The sequence below is a fragment of the Mesorhizobium sp. CO1-1-8 genome (assembly GCF_020164875.1).
GTDB lineage: Bacteria > Pseudomonadota > Alphaproteobacteria > Rhizobiales > Rhizobiaceae > Mesorhizobium.
Genome location: NZ_JAIUGZ010000007.1, coordinates 148,523 through 170,015, shown reverse-complemented (window position 1 = coordinate 170,015; position 21,493 = coordinate 148,523). Strand labels below are relative to the sequence as shown.

20 protein-coding genes are annotated in these 21,493 nt (G+C 63.0%); 11 read left to right on the top strand and 9 right to left on the bottom strand.

Annotated features, from left to right (window positions below; genetic code table 11):
* The first annotated feature begins 4 nt into the window (after positions 1–4).
* Together LB558_RS16435 and LB558_RS16430 are read left to right on the top strand one after the other, a co-directional pair.
* A complete protein-coding gene (locus LB558_RS16435) occupies positions 5–493 on the top strand; it encodes a GNAT family N-acetyltransferase (protein ID WP_224698513.1) in 489 nt (162 codons plus the stop codon).
* Between the two features lie 83 nt (positions 494–576).
* Positions 577–921 (top strand): hypothetical protein, encoded by a 345-nt coding sequence (locus tag LB558_RS16430; protein ID WP_164754257.1) that lies wholly within the window; start codon positions 577–579, stop codon positions 919–921.
* Between the two features lie 37 nt (positions 922–958).
* Here LB558_RS16430 and panC read toward each other — a convergent pair whose 3' ends face one another.
* Both panC and panB read right to left on the bottom strand, forming a co-directional pair.
* Complete coding sequence (gene panC / locus LB558_RS16425) at positions 959–1,810, bottom strand: pantoate--beta-alanine ligase (protein WP_224698510.1); 852 nt, start codon at positions 1,808–1,810, stop codon at positions 959–961.
* Entirely contained in the window at positions 1,807–2,649 is an 843-nt protein-coding gene (gene panB / locus LB558_RS16420; RefSeq protein WP_224698509.1) for a 3-methyl-2-oxobutanoate hydroxymethyltransferase, read from the bottom strand. The genes panC and panB overlap by 4 nt, the downstream gene beginning before the upstream one ends.
* 228 nt (positions 2,650–2,877) lie before the next feature.
* Between panB and LB558_RS16415 the strand changes: the two genes are divergently transcribed.
* The 3 genes from LB558_RS16415 to LB558_RS16405 all read left to right on the top strand — a co-directional run bounded on the left by LB558_RS16415 (position 2,878) and on the right by LB558_RS16405 (position 4,455).
* Positions 2,878–3,276, top strand: coding sequence for an NADH:ubiquinone oxidoreductase subunit NDUFA12 (locus LB558_RS16415; RefSeq protein WP_224698507.1), 399 nt, complete (start codon positions 2,878–2,880; stop codon positions 3,274–3,276).
* A 123-nt stretch (positions 3,277–3,399) separates the two neighbouring features.
* Positions 3,400–3,993, top strand: coding sequence for a DUF2155 domain-containing protein (locus tag LB558_RS16410; protein WP_224698506.1), 594 nt, complete (start codon positions 3,400–3,402; stop codon positions 3,991–3,993).
* A gap of 75 nt (positions 3,994–4,068) precedes the next feature.
* Positions 4,069–4,455: a hypothetical protein gene (locus LB558_RS16405; protein WP_127291408.1), complete on the top strand. Its 387-nt coding sequence runs from the start codon at positions 4,069–4,071 to the stop codon at positions 4,453–4,455.
* Positions 4,456–4,464: 9 nt separating this feature from the next.
* Here LB558_RS16405 and aat read toward each other — a convergent pair whose 3' ends face one another.
* The 6 genes from aat to LB558_RS16375 form a co-directional block, all read right to left on the bottom strand.
* On the bottom strand, positions 4,465–5,082 hold the full coding sequence (aat, locus tag LB558_RS16400) for a leucyl/phenylalanyl-tRNA--protein transferase (RefSeq protein WP_023812134.1): 618 nt from the start codon (positions 5,080–5,082) through the stop codon (positions 4,465–4,467).
* Positions 5,083–5,094: 12 nt separating this feature from the next.
* The gene (gene accC, locus LB558_RS16395; protein ID WP_023812133.1) at positions 5,095–6,438 is read right to left on the bottom strand and encodes an acetyl-CoA carboxylase biotin carboxylase subunit; all 1,344 of its coding nucleotides are present in this window, start codon (positions 6,436–6,438) and stop codon (positions 5,095–5,097) included.
* 10 nt (positions 6,439–6,448) lie between these two features.
* Positions 6,449–6,907, bottom strand: coding sequence for an acetyl-CoA carboxylase biotin carboxyl carrier protein (gene accB, locus LB558_RS16390; protein WP_127260230.1), 459 nt, complete (start codon positions 6,905–6,907; stop codon positions 6,449–6,451).
* A 26-nt stretch (positions 6,908–6,933) separates the two neighbouring features.
* Entirely contained in the window at positions 6,934–7,368 is a 435-nt protein-coding gene (gene aroQ, locus LB558_RS16385) for a type II 3-dehydroquinate dehydratase (RefSeq protein ID WP_013531359.1), read from the bottom strand.
* Positions 7,369–7,517: 149 nt separating this feature from the next.
* The gene (locus tag LB558_RS16380) at positions 7,518–8,321 is read right to left on the bottom strand and encodes a DsbA family protein (protein WP_224698505.1); all 804 of its coding nucleotides are present in this window, start codon (positions 8,319–8,321) and stop codon (positions 7,518–7,520) included.
* A 61-nt stretch (positions 8,322–8,382) separates the two neighbouring features.
* Positions 8,383–9,777 carry a M48 family metalloprotease gene (locus LB558_RS16375; protein ID WP_224698504.1) on the bottom strand — a complete coding sequence of 465 codons (1,395 nt, stop codon included), beginning with the start codon at positions 9,775–9,777 and terminating at the stop codon, positions 8,383–8,385.
* A gap of 145 nt (positions 9,778–9,922) precedes the next feature.
* On the opposite strand from LB558_RS16375, the gene LB558_RS16370 reads away from it, so the two are divergent.
* Together LB558_RS16370 and LB558_RS16365 are read left to right on the top strand one after the other, a co-directional pair.
* Complete coding sequence (locus LB558_RS16370; RefSeq protein WP_224698503.1) at positions 9,923–11,071, top strand: pyridoxal phosphate-dependent aminotransferase; 1,149 nt, start codon at positions 9,923–9,925, stop codon at positions 11,069–11,071.
* Between the two features lie 4 nt (positions 11,072–11,075).
* Positions 11,076–12,059: a glutaminase gene (locus LB558_RS16365; protein WP_224698502.1), complete on the top strand. Its 984-nt coding sequence runs from the start codon at positions 11,076–11,078 to the stop codon at positions 12,057–12,059.
* Between the two features lie 170 nt (positions 12,060–12,229).
* On the opposite strand, the gene LB558_RS16360 is transcribed toward LB558_RS16365, so the two are convergent.
* Complete coding sequence (locus LB558_RS16360) at positions 12,230–15,151, bottom strand: Rne/Rng family ribonuclease (protein WP_224698501.1); 2,922 nt, start codon at positions 15,149–15,151, stop codon at positions 12,230–12,232.
* A gap of 655 nt (positions 15,152–15,806) precedes the next feature.
* Between LB558_RS16360 and LB558_RS16355 the strand changes: the two genes are divergently transcribed.
* The 4 genes from LB558_RS16355 (at position 15,807) to LB558_RS16340 (ending at position 21,452) form a co-directional block, all read left to right on the top strand.
* Positions 15,807–17,069, top strand: a complete 1,263-nt coding sequence (locus tag LB558_RS16355; protein ID WP_224698499.1) for an N-acetylmuramoyl-L-alanine amidase — start codon at positions 15,807–15,809, stop codon at positions 17,067–17,069.
* A 214-nt stretch (positions 17,070–17,283) separates the two neighbouring features.
* Positions 17,284–19,740: a penicillin-binding protein 1A gene (locus LB558_RS16350; protein WP_224698497.1), complete on the top strand. Its 2,457-nt coding sequence runs from the start codon at positions 17,284–17,286 to the stop codon at positions 19,738–19,740.
* Between the two features lie 118 nt (positions 19,741–19,858).
* Positions 19,859–20,990 (top strand): peptide chain release factor 2 gene (gene prfB / locus LB558_RS16345; RefSeq protein ID WP_127272597.1). Its coding sequence is split into 2 segments (ribosomal slippage): positions 19,859–19,924 and positions 19,926–20,990, totalling 1,131 coding nucleotides; the frame shifts between segments, so codons are not numbered across the junction.
* A 42-nt stretch (positions 20,991–21,032) separates the two neighbouring features.
* The gene (locus tag LB558_RS16340) at positions 21,033–21,452 is read left to right on the top strand and encodes a GFA family protein (protein ID WP_224698495.1); all 420 of its coding nucleotides are present in this window, start codon (positions 21,033–21,035) and stop codon (positions 21,450–21,452) included.
* Positions 21,453–21,493 lie beyond the last annotated feature (41 nt).

Below are 21,493 nucleotides of genomic sequence, written 5' to 3'. Positions count from 1 at the left end.
GGCGGTGTTTGTCCGCACCGCAGGTGAACGCGACCTTGCCGCTGTGCGGACGCTGCTGGTGGAAACCTGGCATGCGACCTATGACGCCATTTATGGCGCTGCGAAAGTCACCGAGATCACCGATGAATGGCACTCGATCGCTTCGCTCCGCTCGCGGCTGACACGGCCGAACTCGGAATTCCTGGTGGCCGATGACGGCAAGCGGATCGGCGGCATGGCTTTCGCCGCCGCCACCGCGGATGCGAAGGTCATATTGTTGAACCAAATCTACGTCCATCCGGACTGCCAAAGGCGTGGGATCGGGCAGGCACTGCTCGACGAGGTCGAGGCCAGTTTCCCGGAAGCGCGAACGCTGCGCGTCGAGGTCGAGGAGGCCAATGGCGGCGCCATCGCCTTCTATCGGTCGAAAGGGTTCTTGCCCGCCGGCACCGCCACGGAATCCCGTGAGACCTCGGGGACGAAAACGATGAGCTTCGAGAAGCCGCTGGGATAGATTGCCATCGGGATGAATAGAGCGATCCGGCCATGCGTCATCGCGGCGTTTGCTGTGCCGGGCCACGACGGATATGCAAGGGCATGACCAAACTGTCCCGCATTACAGCGCTGGCGCTGCTCGCCATCATCATTTTCGCGACCTTGTCGCCGATCCAGATGCGGCCGCACCTTGCTGAAGCGAATGTCGAGCGTGCCTTGGCCTATGTCCTGTTGGGCTTCGCCCTGGCGGTCGGCTTCCCCAACCGACTGTATCAGGTCGTGATCTTCGTGGCTGTGACCGCCGGCATGCTGGAACTGCTTCAGCTCATTGATCCGGGTCGCCATGCACGCCTTATCGATGCATTGGTGAAAGCCCTTGCTGGGGTGGTTGGGATCGTCGCGGGACACCTGATCGTCAGGGCCGGCGGACAAAAGAGCCAGAGCTAGGCGCGGCAGCAATCCGCCGCGGAGGATCGAGCCTTCGCTAGGCAGCGGGAACCCCCACATTGTCGATCAGCCTGGTCTTGCCGAGCCATGCTGCCGCGAGAAGACGCCCTTCGCGGTTTCGACGCCATGGCGCAAGCGTCAGGCTTTCGCGTGCCTGGACATAGTCGACTTTTTGAAAGCCGGCGGCGATGAGGGCGCGGCTGGCCTCTTCGGTTGCGTCGCTCTGGTCGGCGCCGCCCGCCAGGGCCGCAGCCGTTTTGCGCAATATCACGTTGAGCTGGCGGGCGATCTTCAATTCGGCCTCATCGAGATAGGCGTTGCGTGACGACATGGCGAGACCATGGGCGTCGCGTATCGTTGGCGCGCCGATGATCTCGACGGGCAGGTCGAGATCGCCGCAGAGCTGCCTCACCACGCAAAGCTGCTGGTAGTCCTTCTCGCCGAAGACCGCACAGTCGGGCGTTGCCTGCAGGAGGAGTTTTGCCACGACGGTGGCGACACCTTCGAAAAAGGTCGGCCGAAAGTCCGACTCGAGCCCGGCGGAGGGACCGCCGACCGAGATTTTCGTGGCGAAGCCGGCGGGATACATCTCGCCAACCGTCGGTGTGAAGGCAAGATTGGCCTTTGCCGCGCCGAGCCGGTCGAGATCGCGGGCGAGTTGGCGCGGGTACTTGTCGAGGTCTTCGCTCGGCGCGAACTGCGTCGGATTGACGAAGATCGACACGACGCAGCGCTCGGCTTTTTCGAGCGCGATCCTGACCAGCGAGATGTGCCCGTCATGCAAAGCGCCCATGGTCGGCACCATGGCGACACGAAGGCCGTCGCGGCGCCAGCCCCGGACTTGCGCGCGAAGTGCGGCAACGCTGTCGACGACGACGGGTTGGCTCATGCGTCATCCCTGCTGTTTGTCGCCGAAAAGACATGGCCGGGGCCCGGGAATGTCCGGTTTCGCACTTCTGACGCATAGCTCTTTGCGGCATGCGAGATCACGCTGCGCAGATCGGCGTATTGCTTGACGAATTTCGGCACGCGATCGACGGTCAGCCCAACCATGTCGTCGATGACCAGGATCTGGCCGTCGCAGTCGCCGCTGGCACCGATGCCGATGGTTGGAATGGCGAGGCGGCGGCTGATATCGGCGGCGACGGTCTCGACCGTGCCTTCGATGACCACCGAGAATGCGCCGGCGCTTTCGACGGCAAGCGCATCGCGAAGCAATGCCGCAACAGCCTCCTCGGTGCGGCCTTTGATCTTGTAGCCGCCATCCTTCTCCACCGATTGCGGCTGCAGGCCGATATGTCCCATGACCGGAATGCCGGCGGCGACGATGGCCGCAATCTGACTGGTCATGTCGACGCCGCCTTCGAGCTTCACCGCCTGGCAGCCGGTTTCGTCGACGACCCGCCGCGCCGAGGCGACGGCTTGCGCCGCCGTGACCTCATAGCTGCCGGCCGGCAGGTCGACGACGACGCAGGCACTGGCCGAGCCGCGGATCACGGCCTGCCCATGTGCGATCATCATCTCCAGCGAGGCACCCAGCGTCGTCTTGTGGCCATGGAGGACCATGGCGACACTGTCGCCGACCAGAAGCAGGTCGACATGGTGATCGAGCAGACGGGCGATAGGATAGGTGTAGGCGGTCAGGCAGACAATCGGCATGCCGCCCTTGCGGTGGCGAATCGCCTCAGCGCTGATGCGGATGTCGGTGGTCGGCAATTTTGTGGCCAATCGTCGCCTCCTTTGGCCTCAAGCGGGACTGGATACAAGCATGGGCGCGCTGAGCTTTAGAAATACCGCAAAGGCTTGGCAAGCGTGCATGCAGCGGCCGGGAGGATCACAGGCTTGTGTCGGGTTTCTGGCGAGCCATTTGCGCGCACGCCGTGGCAAAAGCCTTGCCTTCGGCAAGGCCTGACGCCATAAGCAGGAAACGGGCGCTGCCGGCGCGAGGGTTTTGAAATGAAGACTTTCCTTACGCAGTTTTTCACCTGGTGGAACAGCCAGACGATAGGAACCCGCCTGCACACGTGGCGGTACGGCAAGAAGGTCGGCCAGGACGAGACCGGCAATTTCTACTACGAAGGCGGCGTCGATTCGGAAGGCCGCACACGCCGCTGGGTCATCTACCGCAATTATTCGGAAGCTTCGGCGATACCGCCTGGCTGGCACGGCTGGATGCACCATCGCGTCGACGTCGCGCCGTCCAGCGAGGACTACAAGCCGCGCGACTGGCAGAAGCCGCATCAGCCCAATCTGACCGGCAGCCCGGCGGCTTATCGCCCGAAGGGCTCGGTGCTGACCAATCAGCACCGCCCGCAGGTCACCGGCGACTATGATGCCTGGACACCCGGGTCGTAGCGACAGGGTGCAAGCCGGTCCTTTATCGCCACAATTGGTGTTTAGCTGCTTGCTGATCAGAAAACGGCGACTAGCTTTGGCGATCGACAGAATCACCCGGGCGCGAACCACCGGTACCCCTATATGAGCTTTTTCAGCCTGACATCGATGGGTGGCCTGATGGCAGCCGCCGGCCTGGCCGTCAGCACCGCGGCGTTTGCCGCTTCGCCGACCCCCGCCGCACCCGCGCCGGCGCCAGCCCCGGGATCGGACCGGGTGACCAATGCCGTTGCCGAGTTTGCCGGTATCGACAAGATCACCGGCCGCATCATCACCTTCGATGTCTATATCGACGAGACGGTGCAGTTCGGTGCTTTGCAGGTGACGCCGCGCGTCTGCTATTCGCGGCCACAGACCGAAGAGCCGAAGACAGATTCCTTCGTCGAGGTCGACGAGATCACGCTCGATCGCAAGATCCGCCGCATCTTCACCGGCTGGATGTTTGCCGAAAGCCCCGGTCTCAATGCCGTCGAGCATGCCGTCTACGACGTCTGGCTGAAGGCCTGCAAGCAGAAGTCGGATGTGCCGGCGCCCGACGCAGCCAAGGCTGACGCAACCAAAGCGGACGTTCCCACGCCCGCCGCAGCCAAACCGAAAGCCGCGACCGCTCCGGATGTCACAGCGCCTGATGTGACGGAGCCGGACGCTTCGGAACCCGATACCACAGACACCAACTGATCCCCCGGAACCGTCCTGGCCACAATGCGTTGGGCCACGGACGAGCGCGCATTTATGCGCAAGGAGGATCTTCCGATGTCAGACAGCAAACGGATCACGGCTGGCAAGGCCGAGTTGCTCGAACTGGAAAAGGGGTTCTGGACGGGCGACGCGGCCTATTACGCGGCCAATGCAGACACCGAATGCCTGGTGGCATTTCCGCAGATGGCACAGGCGATGGACAATGCGGATCTCGCCAAGACCGCAACCAAGCCCAACCGCTGGCGGGACCTTAAGATCGACCTCAAGGGTATCATCGAGCCGGGCAGCGACATCATCATGCTGACCTACGAGGCACATGCGACACGCGAGAACGGCGAACCTTACGCCGCGCTGGTCAGCACCGGCTATGTCCATCGCGTCAACGGCTGGAAGATGATGTTCCATTCGCAGACGCCATTGGAAGCCGCCACCGGGAAGTAGGCTCGATCCTCAGGGATAGAATACGGCCTCCCCCTTCAGCGCGTCGGCGAGCATCTTCTCATACTTGCCGCGCGGTACGTCGACCGCGCCGAAGCGCTTGAGGTGCTCGGTGGTGAACTGCGTGTCAAGCAGAGCAAAGCCCCGCGCCTTCAAGCGCTCGACGAGGTAGAAGAGGCAGGTTTTTGACGCGTCCGTCTCCCTGGCGAACATGCTCTCGCCAAAAAACACCCGGCCCAGCGATACGCCATAGAGGCCGCCGACCAGCCGATCCTCGCGCCACGCTTCAACCGAATGACAATGGCCTATCCGATGCAGTTCGACATAGGCTTCGCGGATCGGCGCGTTGATCCAGGTCGAGCGCCTTTCCACCCGCTTCTCGGCGCAGCCGTCGATCGTGGCTTCGAAATCGAAATCGAAACGGATGTCGAAGGGGTTCTTCTTGATCGTTTTCCTGAGGCTTTTCGGTGCGTGAAAACCATCGAGCGGAATGATGCCGCGCGTCTCCGGCCGCACCCAGAACACCTCCGGGTCGCCGGCACTTTCGGCCATCGGGAAGACGCCCGAGGCGTAGGCCTTGAGCAGCAGGTCAGTGGGGATGCGATAGCCGGGCGCGTAGGGGCGGGTCATCGCGTCTCCGCGCTACTCTTCCTTGGCCAGGTATTTTTCCAGCCAGTGGATGTCGTAGTCGCCATTGGCGATGTCGGCATTGCCGACGAGATCGCGAAACAGCGGCAGCGTCGTCTTGATACCGTCGACGACGAACTCGTCCAGAGCGCGGCGCAGGCGCATCATGCACTCGACGCGGTTACGCCCATGCACGATCAGCTTGCCGATCAGGCTGTCGTAATAGGGCGGGATCTTGTAGCCGGAATAGACGCCGGAATCAACGCGGATGCCGAGACCACCCGGTGTGTGGAAATGGGTGATCGTGCCGGGCGAGGGGGTGAAGGTGCGCGGGTCCTCGGCGTTGATGCGGCATTCGATGGCGTGGCCGTTGAACTTGATGTCCTCCTGCTTCACCGAGAGGCCTCCCCCGGAGGCGACGCGGATCTGCTCGTGCACGAGGTCGATACCGGTGATCGCTTCCGTCACCGGATGTTCGACCTGCAGGCGCGTGTTCATCTCGATGAAGTAGAACTCGCCATTCTCGTAGAGGAACTCGATCGTGCCGGCGCCGGAATAGCCGAGGTCGGCGATTGCCTTGGCGCAGATGCCGCCGATACGGGCGCGCTCTTCGGCATTGAGGGCGGGCGAGGGCGCCTCTTCCCAGACCTTCTGGTGGCGGCGCTGCAAGGAACAATCGCGCTCGCCGAAATGCACGCCGCGGCCAAAACCGTCGCCGAACACCTGCACCTCGATATGGCGCGGCTTTTCCAGGTATTTCTCGATGTAGACGGCATCGTCGCCGAACGCGGCACCGGCTTCCGTGCTCGCCGTCTGCAGGGCGATCTCCAGGTCAGCCTCGGTGAGCGCGACCTTCATGCCGCGCCCGCCACCGCCGGCCGATGCCTTGATGATCACGGGATAGCCGATCTCGGCGGCAATGCGCCTGGCTTCCTTCTGATCGGTGACGGCCCCGTCCGAACCGGGCACAACCGGAATGCCGAGGCGCTTGGCGGTTCGCTTGGCCTCGATCTTGTCGCCCATGATGCGGATATGGTCGCCGGACGGACCGATGAAGGTGATGTTGTGCGCGGCCAGTATGTCGGCGAACTTGGCGTTCTCCGACAGGAAGCCGTAGCCCGGATGCACGGCGTCGGCGCCGGTGATTTCGCAGGCCGCAACGATCTGATGGATGTTGAGATAGCTGTCGCGCGATGGCGGCGGACCGATGCAGACGCTCTCGTCGGCGAGCCGCACATGCATGGCGTCGGCATCGGCGGTCGAATGCACCACCACCGTCTGGATGCCGAGTTCCTTGCAGGCGCGCAGCACCCGGAGGGCGATTTCGCCGCGATTGGCGATGAGGATCTTCTGAAACATCAGGCCCGCTCTACTCGATCACGACGAGCGGCATGCCATATTCGACCGGCTGCGAATCCTCGAAAAGGATCGCGGTCACCGTGCCGGCGCGTGGCGAGGGGATCTGGTTCATCGTCTTCATTGCTTCGATGATCAGCAGCGTCTGGCCTTCCTTGACCTTCTGGCCGACTTCGATGAATGCCTTGGCGTCCGGCGACGGCGCCAGGTAGGCCGTGCCGACCATCGGTGAGGTGACCGCATTCTTGGAAAGGTCCGCCACGACTGGCACGGCAACGGCGGCAGCCTGCGCTGCTGCCGGCGCATAGCCCGGTTGCGGCGCCGCGATTGCATGAACGGCCGGCGCCTGCCGCGAGACGCGCACCTTCAGGTCGCCCAGTTCAACCTCAATCTCGGTGAGGTTGGTGTCGTTCAGTATGCCCGCCAGATCACGGATCAGTTGCTGGTCAACACCGGTCTTCTTTATCGACATTTTCGAGCCTTCTGTTTGTTGGCCGGTCATAGGCGTGCGGCCAGCGCCTGTAGCGCCAGCGTATAGCCGAGCGGCCCAAAGCCACAGATCATGCCGACGGCGACCGGCGCGACCATGGAGACGTGGCGGAATGGTTCCCGCGCATGGATGTTGGAAAGATGAACTTCGGCCACCGGCAACGGTGCGACGGCGCGGATGGCGTCGTGGATGGCAATCGAGGTATGGCTGTAGGCGCCCGGATTGATGACGATGCCGACAGCCTTGTCGCCAGCTTCCTGAATCCAGTCGACAAGGTCGCCCTCATGGTTCGACTGGCGGAAATCGATCTCGAACCCCAGCGCCGTGCCTGCCTGCTTGCAGTCGTCGGCGATCGCGGCAAGCGTCTTGCCGCCATAGATGCCCGGCTCGCGCTTGCCGAGCGCGTTGAGATTGGGACCGTTCAGGACGAAAACCGTTTTCAAAAAAGCCGACCTTTCCCGGCGCCGTCATCACGCCGGCGCGCTGGGCCCTCTATAATGGGCATAGCCGCCCGCGGAAAGAGCGCAAGTGCGTTCTTTCACTGTCCACAACAGGCGGAAATGTGCCCGTGAGAAATAGCTGGCGAGCAAGATCAGAGCGCGGCTTTCGCCGCCTCGATCTTTTCAGCCAGCACTTCCTGCCCGAGCGCCCCGAACACCACCTCGTTGCCGACGACATAGGACGGCGTCCCGGTGATCGCCAGCTTGTTGGCAAGATCGTAGGTCTTGGCGAGGGCCTCGTTGATTGTCGGGTCCTTCATCTTCTCGCGCAGCGCCACTTCGTCGGCGCCGAGCGATAGCGCGACCTTCATGGCCGCCGCCTCGGTGGCGCGTCCCTGGCCGCCGAGCAACGCATTGTGGAACTCGCCGTACTTTTCCGGGTGCATCAGGTGGAAGGCCATCGATACCACGCTCGCCTTCTGCGAATCCGGTCCGAGGATGGGGAATTCCTTGAGCACGAAGCGCAGGTCCGGATCGGTCTTGGTCAGCGCCTGCATGTCGTCGATGGCGCGTTTGCAGAAGCCGCAATTGTAGTCGTAGAACTCGACGATGGTAACCTTGCCGTTCGGATTGCCGACGACGCCGTCGAAGGCGGAGTTGAAGATCTGGTCCTTGGCATCCTTGATCACGCCGAGATGAGCGATGCGCTGCTCTTCCTTCTGCTTGGCCTCAAGCGCATCCTGGACCTCCAGAAGGACTTCCGGGTTTTTCAACAGGTAGTCGCGGATGATGCCTTCGACCTCGGTGCGGTCGATCTTGGTATCGGCTGCCACCGTCTCGACCGGCTGCGCGGTTCCGGCCTTGGCGATCTGCGGGTTTCCGGCAACGAATCCGAAAGCCAGCATGGCCAGAGCGACCGCAACCCCCGTGGTGCCCAGCAGCAGTGCCTTTTTCATCGTTCCTGTTCCTTTTACCTGTTTTCCGGTCTGGCTATGTCGTGGCGCGCGGCCGGAAGGTTCACTTGATCTTGGTTGACGGCCTGTAGTTTATGATATCCTGGGCGCGAAGCCAGCGCGGCTCGCCGCGTTTCATCTGCTGCTGCGCCCGCATGGCGAAAATCTTCGCATCCTTGTAGTTGCCGGAATAGAAATGGCTTTCGGCGGTGGCAAGTTCAGCGCCGGGTATGTCGCCCAACTCGCCATAGGCCTGTGCCAGATAGCGATATCCGGCTGAATTTTCCTTGTCGCGACCGAGGCCATTGTTGATCTGCACGACGGCTTTTTTGAGGGAGTCGGGCGTGCCGACGGCCATCAGCGCCTGACCCACGGACACCGGCAGCAGACCGGACCGGGCGGAATCGAGGCTGACCGCCTTGGCATAGGCGTCCGCAGCTTCCTTGGGTTTGTTTGCTTTCATCAGGATGTCGCCGCGCAGCTCCTGGAAGTAGGCATTCTTCGGCTGCGCTTTGATCAGTGCATTGGTCTTGGCGAGGGCGGCGGCGATGTTGCCGAACAGGTAGGTCGACTGGGCGTCGCCGTACTGCGCGGCGAGGGTTCCTTGCATCTTTCGCATCAGCCGCGACGCGGCCGCCTGGCCTTCCATGTAGACGGCAATCTTCACCCGCATCATGTCATGGCGCTGCTGCAGCGCGGGCGGGTCTGGCCTGTCGACATTGGGGTCCTGTTTCACCAGCACTTCGAGATTGGCGATGCGGTCCTGCGGCATCGGATGGCTGATCCGATACGGATCGACCTGGGCGCCCGAAAGCGAAAGTGCGGTCTGGAAACGGCGGAATGTCTTCAGCATGCCCATGCCGGACTGGCCGGTGGCGTTGAGATAGGTGATCGCCGAGCGGTCGGCCGTCATCTCCTCGGTGCGCTGATAGGCGAGGATGCTGCGCTGTGCCATCTCGCCGCCGCCAGCGGCCACGCCCATGCCAGCGCCGGCGAGACCGCGGCTGCTGGTTGTGGCACCGGCGACAATGGCGCCGGCGCCAAGCAATGTCGCGATGACGGCCATCGTCTTGGCTCGTTCGAGCTGGTCGCGCAGCTTCTGCTGGTGGCCGCCGGCGATATGGCCGGCTTCGTGCGCGATGACGCCGATGATCTCGTTGGGCGTTTCAGCCGTCATCAGCGCGCCGGTGTTGATGAACAGCCGGCGCCCGGTGACGAAGGCGTTGAAACTCTGGTCGTTGACCAGAACGATGTCGATGCCGTCATTCGCCAGACCGGCCGCCCTGAAGATCGGCCGTGCGTAATCGCGGACCAGCGCCTCTATCTCGGCGTCGCGCACCACCGGCACGTTCTGGGCGAAGGCGCTGACCGAGCCCGCCATTGCAACGGCAACGCCAAGCGAAAGCGTCGCGAAGACGCGCACTGCCTGGGCAATCGTCGATCTGGGTCGGCTCAACATGATGGCTCCACTGGTAGACGAGCGGGCGAAAGATGAAAAGTCGGCGCCGGAAACTTCCTCAACTTGTGATCCTCACATCAATCGGGCATTTGTGCGGCACATGCGCCAGTGCCTGGCGCCGTCAGTCATCGGGAATACTGGTTAAATGGTCGTTTCGCTCTCACGCCGTGGCAATGTCGAGCCCTTCCATGCGATGGACATTCTGGCAGAGGCAAACCGGCTGAAGTCCCAGGGCGTGCCGGTTGTTTCGATGGCCGTCGGCCAGCCCTCCGATCCCGCACCGGTTCTGGTTCGCGCCGCAGCCGCCAAGGCGCTGCAGGATGGGCGCATCGGCTACACCGACGCGCTGGGACTGGCAGGTTTGCGCAAGGCGATCGCCGGACACTACGCCGATCACTACGGACTTGATATCCAGCCCGGCCGGATCGCGGTGACCACTGGATCGTCGGCCGCCTTCAACCTCGCCTTCCTGGCGATGTTCGATGGGGGTGACCGGGTCGCCATCGCGGCACCCGGCTATCCTGCCTACCGCAACATCATGGCCGCACTCGGCATTGAGGTGGTCGAGATCGAGATCGGCGACGCCGCCTACCTGCATGCCGGCCATCTGGAGGCCGCGCATCGAGAAAAGCCGCTGAAAGGCGTTCTCTTCGCCAGTCCGGCCAATCCGACCGGCGCAGTCATACCGGCCAATGAACTGGCCGCCCTGGTAAGGACGGCACAAGACCTCGGCATCGCCGTCATCTCCGACGAAATCTATCACCGGCTGGCCTATGCCGCCCCCGACACCACGGCGCTTGCCTATGGCGGCGATGTGGCGGTGATCAATTCCTTCTCCAAATATTACTGCATGACCGGCTGGCGCATCGGCTGGATGGTGCTGCCGCAGAACCTGGTGCGGCCGGTCGAGCGCGTCGCACAGAGCCTCTACATCTCGCCGCCGGAGCTATCGCAGGTCGCCGCGATCGAGGCGTTCAGGGCGACCGAGGAATTGGAAGCGGTCAAGGGCCGCTACGCCCGGAATCGTCAGCTCTTGATGAAACGTTTGCCGGAACTCGGCTTTCCGCTGGCGGCGCCCATGGACGGCGCCTTCTATGCCTTTTGCGATGTCACCCGGCATACCAACGACAGCATGGCCTTTGCGCGAAAGATGCTGGCTGAAGCGCATGTCGCGGCAACGCCCGGCCGCGACTTCGACACCCAGGCGGGGCACCGCATGATGCGGTTTTCCTATGCCGGCAGCCACGACGACATGGTCGAGGCGATGACGCGCATTGAACGCTGGTTGAGGTAGCGCCATGCCGGAACCCGAACAGGCCCCCAAACTTGATCAGGCCCCCAAACTTGATCAGGCCCCCAAACTCGATCAGGCATTGGCCGAAGTCGCCGCCGAAATGGCCGATCGCAGCGATCGTGGCGACGTCGCCACCTACATTCCGCAGCTGGGGAAGGTCGATCCGAAGAAATTCGGCATCGCCGCCGTCACCAATGACGGCCGCGTGCTGATGGCGGGTGACGCCGAGCAGGCCTTTTCGATCCAGAGCATCTCGAAAGTGTTCACCCTGACACTGGCGCTCGGCAATGTCGGTGATGCGCTGTGGCAGCGGGTCGGGCGCGAACCGTCAGGCAATCCGTTCAACTCGATCGTGCAGCTCGAGCATGAGAACGGCATTCCGCGCAATCCGTTCATCAATGCCGGCGCCATCGTCATTTCCGACATCCTGCTTGCCGGCCACCAGCCGCGCGAGGCGATCGGCGAGATCCTGCGCTTCATCCAGTTCCTAGCCGATGATGAGACGATCATCATCGACCGGGAGGTCGCGGCGTCCGAACGGGCCACCGGCTACCGCAACTTCGCGCTTGCCAACTACATGAAATCCTTCGGCAATCTCCACCATGCGCCGGAGCTGGCGCTGGGCGTCTACTTCCACCATTGCGCCATCGCCATGAGTTGCCGGCAACTGGCGCTCGCCGGCCGCTTCCTCGCCAATGGCGGCAAGAACCCGGCGACCGGGCATTCCGTGGTGTCGGCCGAACGGGCACGCCGCATCGGCGCGATGATGCTGACCTGCGGTCACTATGACGGCTCCGGCGATTTCGCTTTCCGCGTCGGCATTCCCGGCAAGAGCGGCGTCGGCGGCGGCATATTGGGCATCGTGCCTGGCGTGGCGTCGCTTGCCGTCTGGTCGCCGGGCCTCAATGCCAACGGCAACTCCAAGCTGGGATCGATCGCGCTGGAAAAGCTGGCCAGGATGATGAACTGGTCGATCTTCGCGCCGTGATGCATGTCGCCCAAAAGTGCGCAGCGGTTTTGGGACAACGACATGCTTGGAATCAAAGAAGCATTTTAGCCTTTCGCGATCCGGCATAACGCGAGATAAGAAAATCCCGTGCCGTCTTCGAGACGGCGCGGGATTTTTTGTCAGAGAACTAGCTCAGGTGGCTGAAAGGCTTAGAAAAAGCCCTTCCGCTGCCACCATCCGCCGCGTTTCGGCTTGTCCTCGGTCTTGTCCTCAGCCTTGGCCGCGGGCTCTTCCGCTACGGTCGAAGACACCACCGGCTCGACCGGCGCATTCACCGCCGCCGGCTTGCGCCGCGATGGGCGGGCCTTCGGTGCCTTCTCGACAGCCACTGCCTCGTCGGACGCAGTGGCCGGCGTCTCGACCGGTGCTTCCGCCTCGGCAGCCGGCTCCTCGGCGACGATTTCGGCCGCGGCCTTCTTCGGCTTGGCGGCACGGCGTGGCTTCTTGGGCTTCTCCGTGCTCGGTGCGTCATCATTGGCCGGAGCAAGCGCCACCGGCTCTTCGGCCGCTGCGGTAACCACCGGCCCTCCGGCGATCACCTCGGTTGCCGAGACTTCGACTTCGGACGCGTCGGCTGCTTCGCCAGCAGTCGCCTCAGCCTCGCCTTCACCGTCTTCGCGGCGGTTGCGCTTGCCGCCGCGCTTGCCGCGCCGGCGCTTTTTGCCCTGGCCTTCGTCCGAAGCTTCAGCTGTCCCAGACGTTTCGGCAACACCAACAGGGACGTTGTCGTCCGCATCCGTGTCGCCATCGCCGGCGGCCGAGTCACCGGCCGGAGCCGAGACGGAAGCACCGTCCGCAGGGGCGCCATGTTCGCGATCGCGATCCTTGCCGCCGCGCCGACGCCGACGCTTGCGCCGCTTGCGGTCGCGGCCTTCGCCTTCCTCGCCACCGGCGGCAGCAGGGCGGGGTTGTTGCTGCGGCTGCTGGCGTGGCTGTTCGGCCTGCACCGGCGCCTCGTCATCTTCCTCGACGACGACAATCTCGTCTTCGGGCTCTTCCGACTCGACATAGGCCGGGAAGCTGCGCGCCTCGACAAAGCCTTCCGGCTTTTCAGCCAGCGCGCCGCGGAAGATCGCATAGTGCTGCGAACCGACCGAATCGTCGGCCTCGACGGTGATCGTCAGCCCGAAGCGGCTTTCGAGTTCGACCAGCGTGCCGCGCTTGTGGTTGAGCACGTAGAGTGCGGTTGCCGCCGGCGTCCGTACCGTGATGTGGCTGCGCGAATCCTTGAGCAGGAATTCCTCGATCGCCCGCACCACCATTAGCGCGACCGACGAATCGGAGCGCACATGGCCGGTGCCGCCGCAATGCGGGCAGGGCTTCATGGTCGATTCCAGCACACTGGCGCGGATGCGCTGGCGTGACATCTCCATCAGGCCGAAATGCGAGATACGGCCGACCTGGATGCGCGCACGATCGTTCTTGAGGTGATCCTTCAGCCGCTTCTCGACGGAGCGGTTGTTGCGGTTTTCCTCCATGTCGATGAAGTCGATGACAATCAGGCCGGCAAGATCGCGCAGCCTGAGCTGACGCGCGACTTCCTCGGCCGCTTCCAGATTGGTGTGGAGCGCGGTGTCCTCGATCGAGTGCTCCTTGGTGGAACGGCCCGAATTCACGTCGATGGCAACCAGCGCTTCGGTCTGGTTGATGATGATGTAGCCGCCGCTCTTCAGCGTCACCTGCGGCTGCAGCATGCGGTCGAGCTGTGCCTCGATGCCGTTGCGCACGAAGATCGGCGTCGTGTCGCGGAACGGCTGAACCACCTTCGCGTGGCTCGGCATCAGCATGCGCATGAAGTCCTTGGCCTCGCGGTAGCCTTCCTCGCCGGAGACGAGAATCTCGTCGATATCCTTGTTGTAGAGGTCGCGCACCGAGCGCTTGATCAGGCTGCCTTCCTCGTAGACCAGGGCAGGGGCCGTGGACTGCAAGGTGAGATTGCGGACATTTTCCCAAAGCCGCATCAGATATTCGTAATCGCGCTTGATCTCCGCCTTGGTGCGGCTCTCACCGGCGGTGCGCAGGATGACGCCCATGCCCTGCGGCACTTCGAGATCGGCAACGACCTCCTTCAGGCGCTTGCGGTCGACAGCGCTGGTGATCTTGCGCGAAATACCGCCGCCACGCGCCGTGTTCGGCATCAGCACCGAATAACGGCCGGCCAGCGACAGATAGGTGGTCAGCGCCGCGCCCTTGTTGCCGCGCTCTTCCTTGACGACCTGCACCAAGAGGATCTGCCGGCGCTTGATCACTTCCTGGATCTTGTACTGGCGGCGCACCGGCTTGCGGCGGTTGCGCACTTCTTCCAGCGCATCCTCGGCACCGACCGATTCGACCTCATGATCATCCGGATGCGAGGACTGCACTTCCTCGAGCATGCCGCGATCATTGTCACCTGACGTCGCTTCGTTGCCCTGTTCGGCCTGCGTGACGGGTTCGGAAATCACATCGGCTTCGACCGAGGCTGCGATCGACGTCGGACCGCCTTCGCGGGTTTCGCCTTCGTCCTGCTCGGCGGAATCCTCGCCATGTTCGGACGCATCGGCATGTTCGGACGAATCAGCCGCATGTTCGATGATCTCGGACGTGTGCGAGATGTCCTCGACACCAGCGTCGGCGCCTTCTTCTGCCTCGTCGGCAGCGTCGCTTGCCTCGCCGGAATCGGCTGCATCGCGCTTGTGCTCGCCCCGGTCGCGGGGCTTGCCGCCGCGCCTGCGGCCGCGCCGTCCGCGATCGCGGTTCTGGCGATCATCGCCGTCGCCGTCCTCGTTCTCTTCGTCCTCAGCCTCCTGCGCTTCCGCGCGCAGCAGTGCCTGACGATCGGCGACCGGAATCTGGTAGTAGTCGGGGTGAATTTCACTGAAGGCGAGAAAACCGTGACGGTTGCCGCCATATTCGACAAAGGCTGCCTGAAGGGAGGGCTCTACGCGCGTTACGCGGGCTAGGTAGATGTTTCCTTTGAGCTGCTTCTTGTCCTGGGATTCAAAGTCGAATTCTTCGATACGGTTACCGCGTACGACGACAACGCGTGTTTCCTCCGGGTGGGAGGCGTCTATCAGCATTTTGTTGGGCATTATTTCGTTTCCCCCCGGCAGCCGTCAGCAGCAGCTTGCGAGGCAAAGCCTGCTGCTGCGTGTCTGGAATGTGGGTGCCGGATATTTGAACGTCCGTCGGCCGCCGCCTGAGCGCCATGGCGGTGCCGCCCGCAGCCATAATGGCGCGGTTTGATGCGGACCTTTCCATGATTGCGCTTGAAGCCATCGTCACCAACAGAACTTTTTGAACCAAAGCCCGGACGAACCGGACCAGCTTGTTTGCTCATACAGAGCCGGCGCGGGAACAAACCCGGCCGTTTTCCTCACGCAGGCGATTCCCCCGCCACGGGCGCACACCTGCGAAATTCGTCGCGATCACCTGAACCCTTTTCGCGTGAAGCGAAAGGAGCCGCCTTTTTCATCTGACCCTGTAGCAGGAAGCTGCGGAGGAGGGCGGTTCCAGGATTGCAGTGATCCACCGTCGCTTTTATGATTTGGCGGGGTGGAAGGCAACCCCGATTTCCGATGCCGGCAAAAAGCCGTTCCGTAGCGTAAGCCAAGGCTTGCGGCCCTTGCATGAAAAGGCTTGGTTAACCTTCTCTGGATACCAATCGTTAATCGAGTTCGCGGCCTAACCGGCATTTGGACGAAACGACCGGCGCCGGGCGCCAAACCGGGAGCGACTGGAAGAGAGATGGGATTGGCGGACTTCACAGACAAGGGATGTCGTGTCGGCGGCCGGATCCTGGCCGCTTTCTGCCTCTTGCTGCTGCTGGCGGTCTCATCCGCCTTGTCCTCAAATGCCAATGCCGCCGACGCTCCGCTCGTGGCAAAAGGCTACAAGATGGCCGGCGATGCCACCAAGATGCGCATCGTCATGGATTTCGATCGCGAACCCGATATCAAATGGTTCCTGTTGCGCGGTCCCAACCGTCTTGTCATCGATCTCGCGAATACGAGATTCGCCGTTGATGCCAAGGATTTGAAGGCGCGGGGCCTGGTCAAGGGCGTACGCCTGGGCGCCCTTGGCGAGGGCGTTTCGCGTCTGATCCTCACCGGCAAGGGACCGTTCGCCGTCGACAAGCTCGACGTGCTCAAGAACGAGGACGGAACCGGCTACCGCATTGCCATCGACATGTCGGCGGCATCCGAGCGCGAGTTCGACGTGGCGCTGGCCAATCAGGCGCTGACCACCGGATCGACCGTTTCGACCGACAAGGGAGGGCGGGTCGGCACCGGACCGGTCTCCAATCCGGGCCATCGCTTCACTGTCGTCATCGACCCCGGCCATGGTGGCATCGACGGCGGTGCCGAGGGCCTGAACGGCACCATCGAAAAAAACGTCACGCTGGCCTTCGCCACGGAGCTGCGCGACAAACTCGCGGCCGTCGGCAATTACGATGTGTTCATGACGCGCGACACAGACGAATTCCTGCGTCTGGACGACCGCGTGCGCATCGCCCGTCAGCATGAGGCCGACCTGCTTATTTCGATCCATGCCGACACGATCAGCGTCAAAGGCATTCGCGGCGCCACCGTCTACACCGTCTCCGACAAGGCTTCGGACCCCGAGGCGCAGGCGCTTGCCGACCGTGAGAACCTCTCCGACCAGTTCGCCGGCATGGAGATCAAGAACGACAACAAGGAAGTCACCGACATCCTGATCGACCTGATCCGCCGCGAAACGCACAATTTCTCGATGAGTTTCGCCCACACGCTGGTTGGCCAACTGTCGACCAGCGTCGGCCTCATCAACAATCCGCAGCGTTCCGCGGGCTTCAAGGTGCTCAAGGCACCCGACGTGCCGTCAGTGCTGGTCGAACTCGGTTATCTCTCGAACGCCAAGGACGAGGCGCAGTTGCTCAACGCCGATTGGCGCGGCAAGGCGGCCCAGAGCATAACCAACGCCGTCGCGCTGTTCGCGTCGGCCAAGGCCGGACCGGGAGCCGGAGGTTGACATGCAAGGCGACGCCTGCAACCAGAGGGCGGCGTTGCGCGACGACAACACCCGGTGCTTTTATTTCCGGCTCGCGGCCGCGAAATCAGGCACTGCCGTATTTTGTCCACATGGCGGCGACAAGGGTTTTCGATTACGGATTGGGACCGGCTCGAAAGCTTGCGCGAAAGGCGGCTTCGTTTAGGAAATTCCCGAACCAAGGACTGGAGCGGGTATGATTCGTCTCATTGGCTATTTTTTCGGCATCGGCACGACGCTGGCCCTTCTGGTCGCGGCGGGCGTTGCGATCTACATCGGCCATTTGTCGAAGGATCTGCCCGACTACGAGGTGCTGGCCAAATACGAGCCGCCGGTGACCACCCGCATCCATGCGTCTGACGGCGCGCTGATGGCAGAATATGCGCGCGAACGGCGCCTGTATTTGCCGATCCAGGCCATACCGGACCGCGTCAAAGCGGCTTTCCTGTCGGCGGAAGACAAGAATTTTTACAACCACCCGGGCATCGATGTGACCGGCCTCGGCCGCGCCATCATCGTCAACCTGCAGAATCTCGGCTCGGGCCGGCGTCAGGTCGGCGCCTCGACGATCACCCAGCAGGTGGCGAAGAACTTCCTGTTGTCCTCGGACCAAACCTACGAACGCAAGATCAAGGAGATGATCCTCGCCTTCCGCATCGAGCAGGCCTATCCCAAGGATCGCATTCTCGAGCTCTACCTCAACGAAATCTTCTTCGGCTTCGGCGCCTATGGCGTCGCCGGTGCGGCGCTGACCTATTTCGACAAGTCGGTCAACGAACTGTCCGTGGCCGAGGCCGCCTACCTGGCCTCCCTGCCCAAGGGGCCGAACAACTACCACCCTTTCAAGCATGCCGATCGCGCGATCGAGCGCCGCAACTGGGTCATCGACCAGATGGTCGAGAACGGCTACGTCACGCGTGAGGAAGGCAACAAGGCCAAGGCCGAGCCGCTGGGTGTGACGCCGCGGCGCAGCGGCACCTATCTGTTCGCCGGCGAGTACTTCACCGAAGAGGTGCGCCGCCAGATCATCGCCCGCTACGGCGAGAACGCGCTCTACGAAGGCGGCCTCTCCGTCCGCACCACGCTCGATCCGAAGATCCAGCTCATTGCCCGCAAATCGATGCAGAACGGGTTGATGAAATACGACACGCTGCGCGGCTATCGCGGGCCGGTGACATCGATCGACGTATCGGGCGACTGGGGCGTGCCGCTGGGCAACGTCAAGGGGCTGGAGGATGTTCCCGAATGGTCGCTCGCCGTGGTGCTCGACAGTTCGGCGACCGGCCTGTCGATCGGCCTGCAGCCCGCACGGCAGGCGTCGGGCGAGATCGTCAAGGAACGCGTCGAAGGCACCATCAGCAGGGAGGACATGGGTTTTGCCATGCGCCATGTGGTCGCCGGCAGGACCGTCAAGGCCAAGTCGCCGGCGGAGGTGCTGAAGCCGGGCGACGTCATCTTCGTGCAGAAAAACGATGGTGCCGACGGCACCTACAGCTTGCGCCAGGTGCCCGAAGTGGAGGGCGGCCTGATCGCCATGGATCCGCACACCGGCCGCGTGCTGGCCATGGTCGGCGGCTTCTCCTATGCGCAGTCCGAATTCAACCGCGCCACGCAGGCCATGCGCCAGCCGGGCTCCTCGTTCAAGCCGATCGTCTATTCGGCAGCGCTCGACAATGGCTATACGCCGGCTTCGGTGATTATGGACGGGCCGATCACGATCCAGAGCGGCAACACGAGCTGGACGCCGAAGAATTACGACGGCACCGTCGCCGGTCCGGCAACCCTGCGCTCCGGCATCGAGAAGTCGCGCAACCTGATGACGGTGCGGCTTGCCAATGACATGGGCATGAAGCTGGTCGTCGAATATGCCGAGCGCTTCGGCGTCTACGACCATCTGGCGCCCTATCTGCCGATGGCGCTGGGCTCCGGCGAAACCACCGTGATGCGCATGGTGTCGGCCTATTCGATCATGGCCAATGGCGGCAAGTCGATCAAACCGTCGCTCATCGACCGCATCCAGGACCGCTACGGCAAGACGGTGTTCAAGCAGGATGAGCGTGGCTGCCAGGGCTGCAATGCGCCCGAATGGCAGAACCAGCCGGAGCCGGAGCTGGTCGACAATTCCGAGCAGGTGCTCGATCCGATGACGGCCTACCAGATCACCTCGATGATGGAAGGTGTCGTGCAGCGCGGCACCGGCGCCACCATCGGCGAACTCGGTCGCCACATCGCCGGCAAGACCGGGACGACCAACGACGAAAAGGACGCCTGGTTCATCGGCTACACGCCCAACCTCGTCGTCGGCCTCTACATGGGCTACGACACGCCGCGCGGCCTCGGCCATGGCGCCACCGGCGGTGGTCTCGCGGCCCCGATCTTCAAGGACTTCATGCGGGTGGCGCTGGACGGCACGCCCAATGTCGACTTCAAGGTGCCCGAAGGCATGAATCTGGTCGCCATCAACCGCAAGACCGGCATGCGTGCCGCATCGGGCGATCCGGGCACCATCATCGAAGCCTTCAAGCCGGGCACCGGTCCCGCCGACAGCTATTGGGTGATCGGCATGGGTGCCGACGGCTCCAATGCCACCGGCGGCGCGCTGTCGCCGCAGGCCAACCAAGCCATCCAGTCCGGAGGCGGCGGCCTCTACTGACGATTTTCAGGAGCGGATGGGCTGGCCTTGGCGCCAGCCCATTTTGCTTTACAGCCGGCGGCGGCCTGCCTATGTATCGCGCCGACCGATTTCAGCAAACAGGACAGAACAGCCAGCCATGCGCGCGGAAACGCAGAACATTGTCGACGAGATCAGGCAGGCGATAACCCTGCTGAGGAGGCATCTTTGACTGGGATCAGGCCATAAAGCGGCTTGAATACCTCAATGTGCGCGCCGAGGACGCCAGCCTCTGGAACGAGCCGCTGGAAGCGCAGAAGCTGATGCGCGAGCGCCAGGGCCTCGAAGAGGGCATCGCCTCGGTGAAGGGTCTGACGCAGGCGCTGGAAGACAATATCGGCCTGATCGAGCTCGGCGAGGAAGAGCGCGACGAGGGCGTGATCGCCGAGGCGGAAGCCGCGATCCGCTCGATGCAAGGCGAGGCGAAGGCCCGCCAGGTCGAGACGCTGCTGTCGGGTGAAGCAGACTCCAACGACACCTATCTCGAAATCCATGCCGGCGCCGGCGGCACCGAAAGCCAGGACTGGGCCTCGATGCTGCTGCGCATGTACACGCGCTGGGCCGAGCGCCGTCGCTTCAAGGTCGAAGTGCTGGAAATGCATGACGGCGAAGAGGCCGGCATCAAGTCCGCCACGTTGATGATCAAAGGCCACAATGCCTATGGCTGGATGAAGACGGAATCGGGCGTTCATCGCCTGGTGCGTATTTCGCCCTATGACAGCAATGCGCGCCGGCATACGTCCTTCGCCAGCGTCTGGGTCTATCCGGTCATCGACGACACAATCGAGATCGACGTCTCCGAATCCGATGTCCGCATCGATACTTATCGCTCGTCCGGCTCGGGCGGCCAGCACGTCAACACCACCGATTCGGCGGTGCGCATCACGCATCTGGCCACGGGGATCGCGGTCGCCTGCCAGGCCGAACGTTCGCAGCACAAGAACAAGGCCAAGGCCTGGGAGATGCTGCGCTCGCGCCTGTACGAGGAAGAGCTGAAGAAGCGCGAGGCGGTTGCAAACGCCACCGAAGCGTCGAAGAGCGATATCGGCTGGGGTCACCAGATCCGCTCCTATGTGCTGCAGCCCTACCAGTTGGTGAAGGATCTCCGCACCGGCGTGGAGAGCACCAGCCCGTCGAGCGTGCTCGATGGCGACCTCGACGATTTCATGGAAGCCTCGTTGTCGCAGCGCATCGAGGGCGGTGCGGGCGAAGCCGTGGCGGACCTGGACTAGGAATCTGCACATAGCCTCAAGCGTCGGGCGAAGGAGAGGCCGATGATCAGCAAGCTCGCCGGAAAGTGCTTTTGCGGCGCGGTTCACTACGAGGTCGCCGACGAATTCATCTACGCCGCGAATTGCCATTGTTCGGACTGCCGGCGCACCACCGGTTCGGCCTTCAAGCCTTTCGCCGGTATCGAGCGTGAAAAGCTTGTCCTCACCGAAGGCGAGGACAAGCTCCTGATCTTCGGCGACGAAAGCGGCCATAACGCGCATTGCGGCCGGTGCGGCTCCTTGCTTTATTCGCTCGTGCGCGACGGCGCCTACGTCCATGTCGCCATGGGAACCCTCGTCGATAACCCGTCGATCCGGCCAACCGCACACATCTTCGTCGGTTCGAAGGCGGGTTGGTTCACCATCACCGATGACCTGCCGCGGTATCAAGAGCACGTGATTGCCGGCTCTGACCAGCAATAGGCTGGAACCACAGCGGGCCAATTCCGTTTATCCGACGCCCG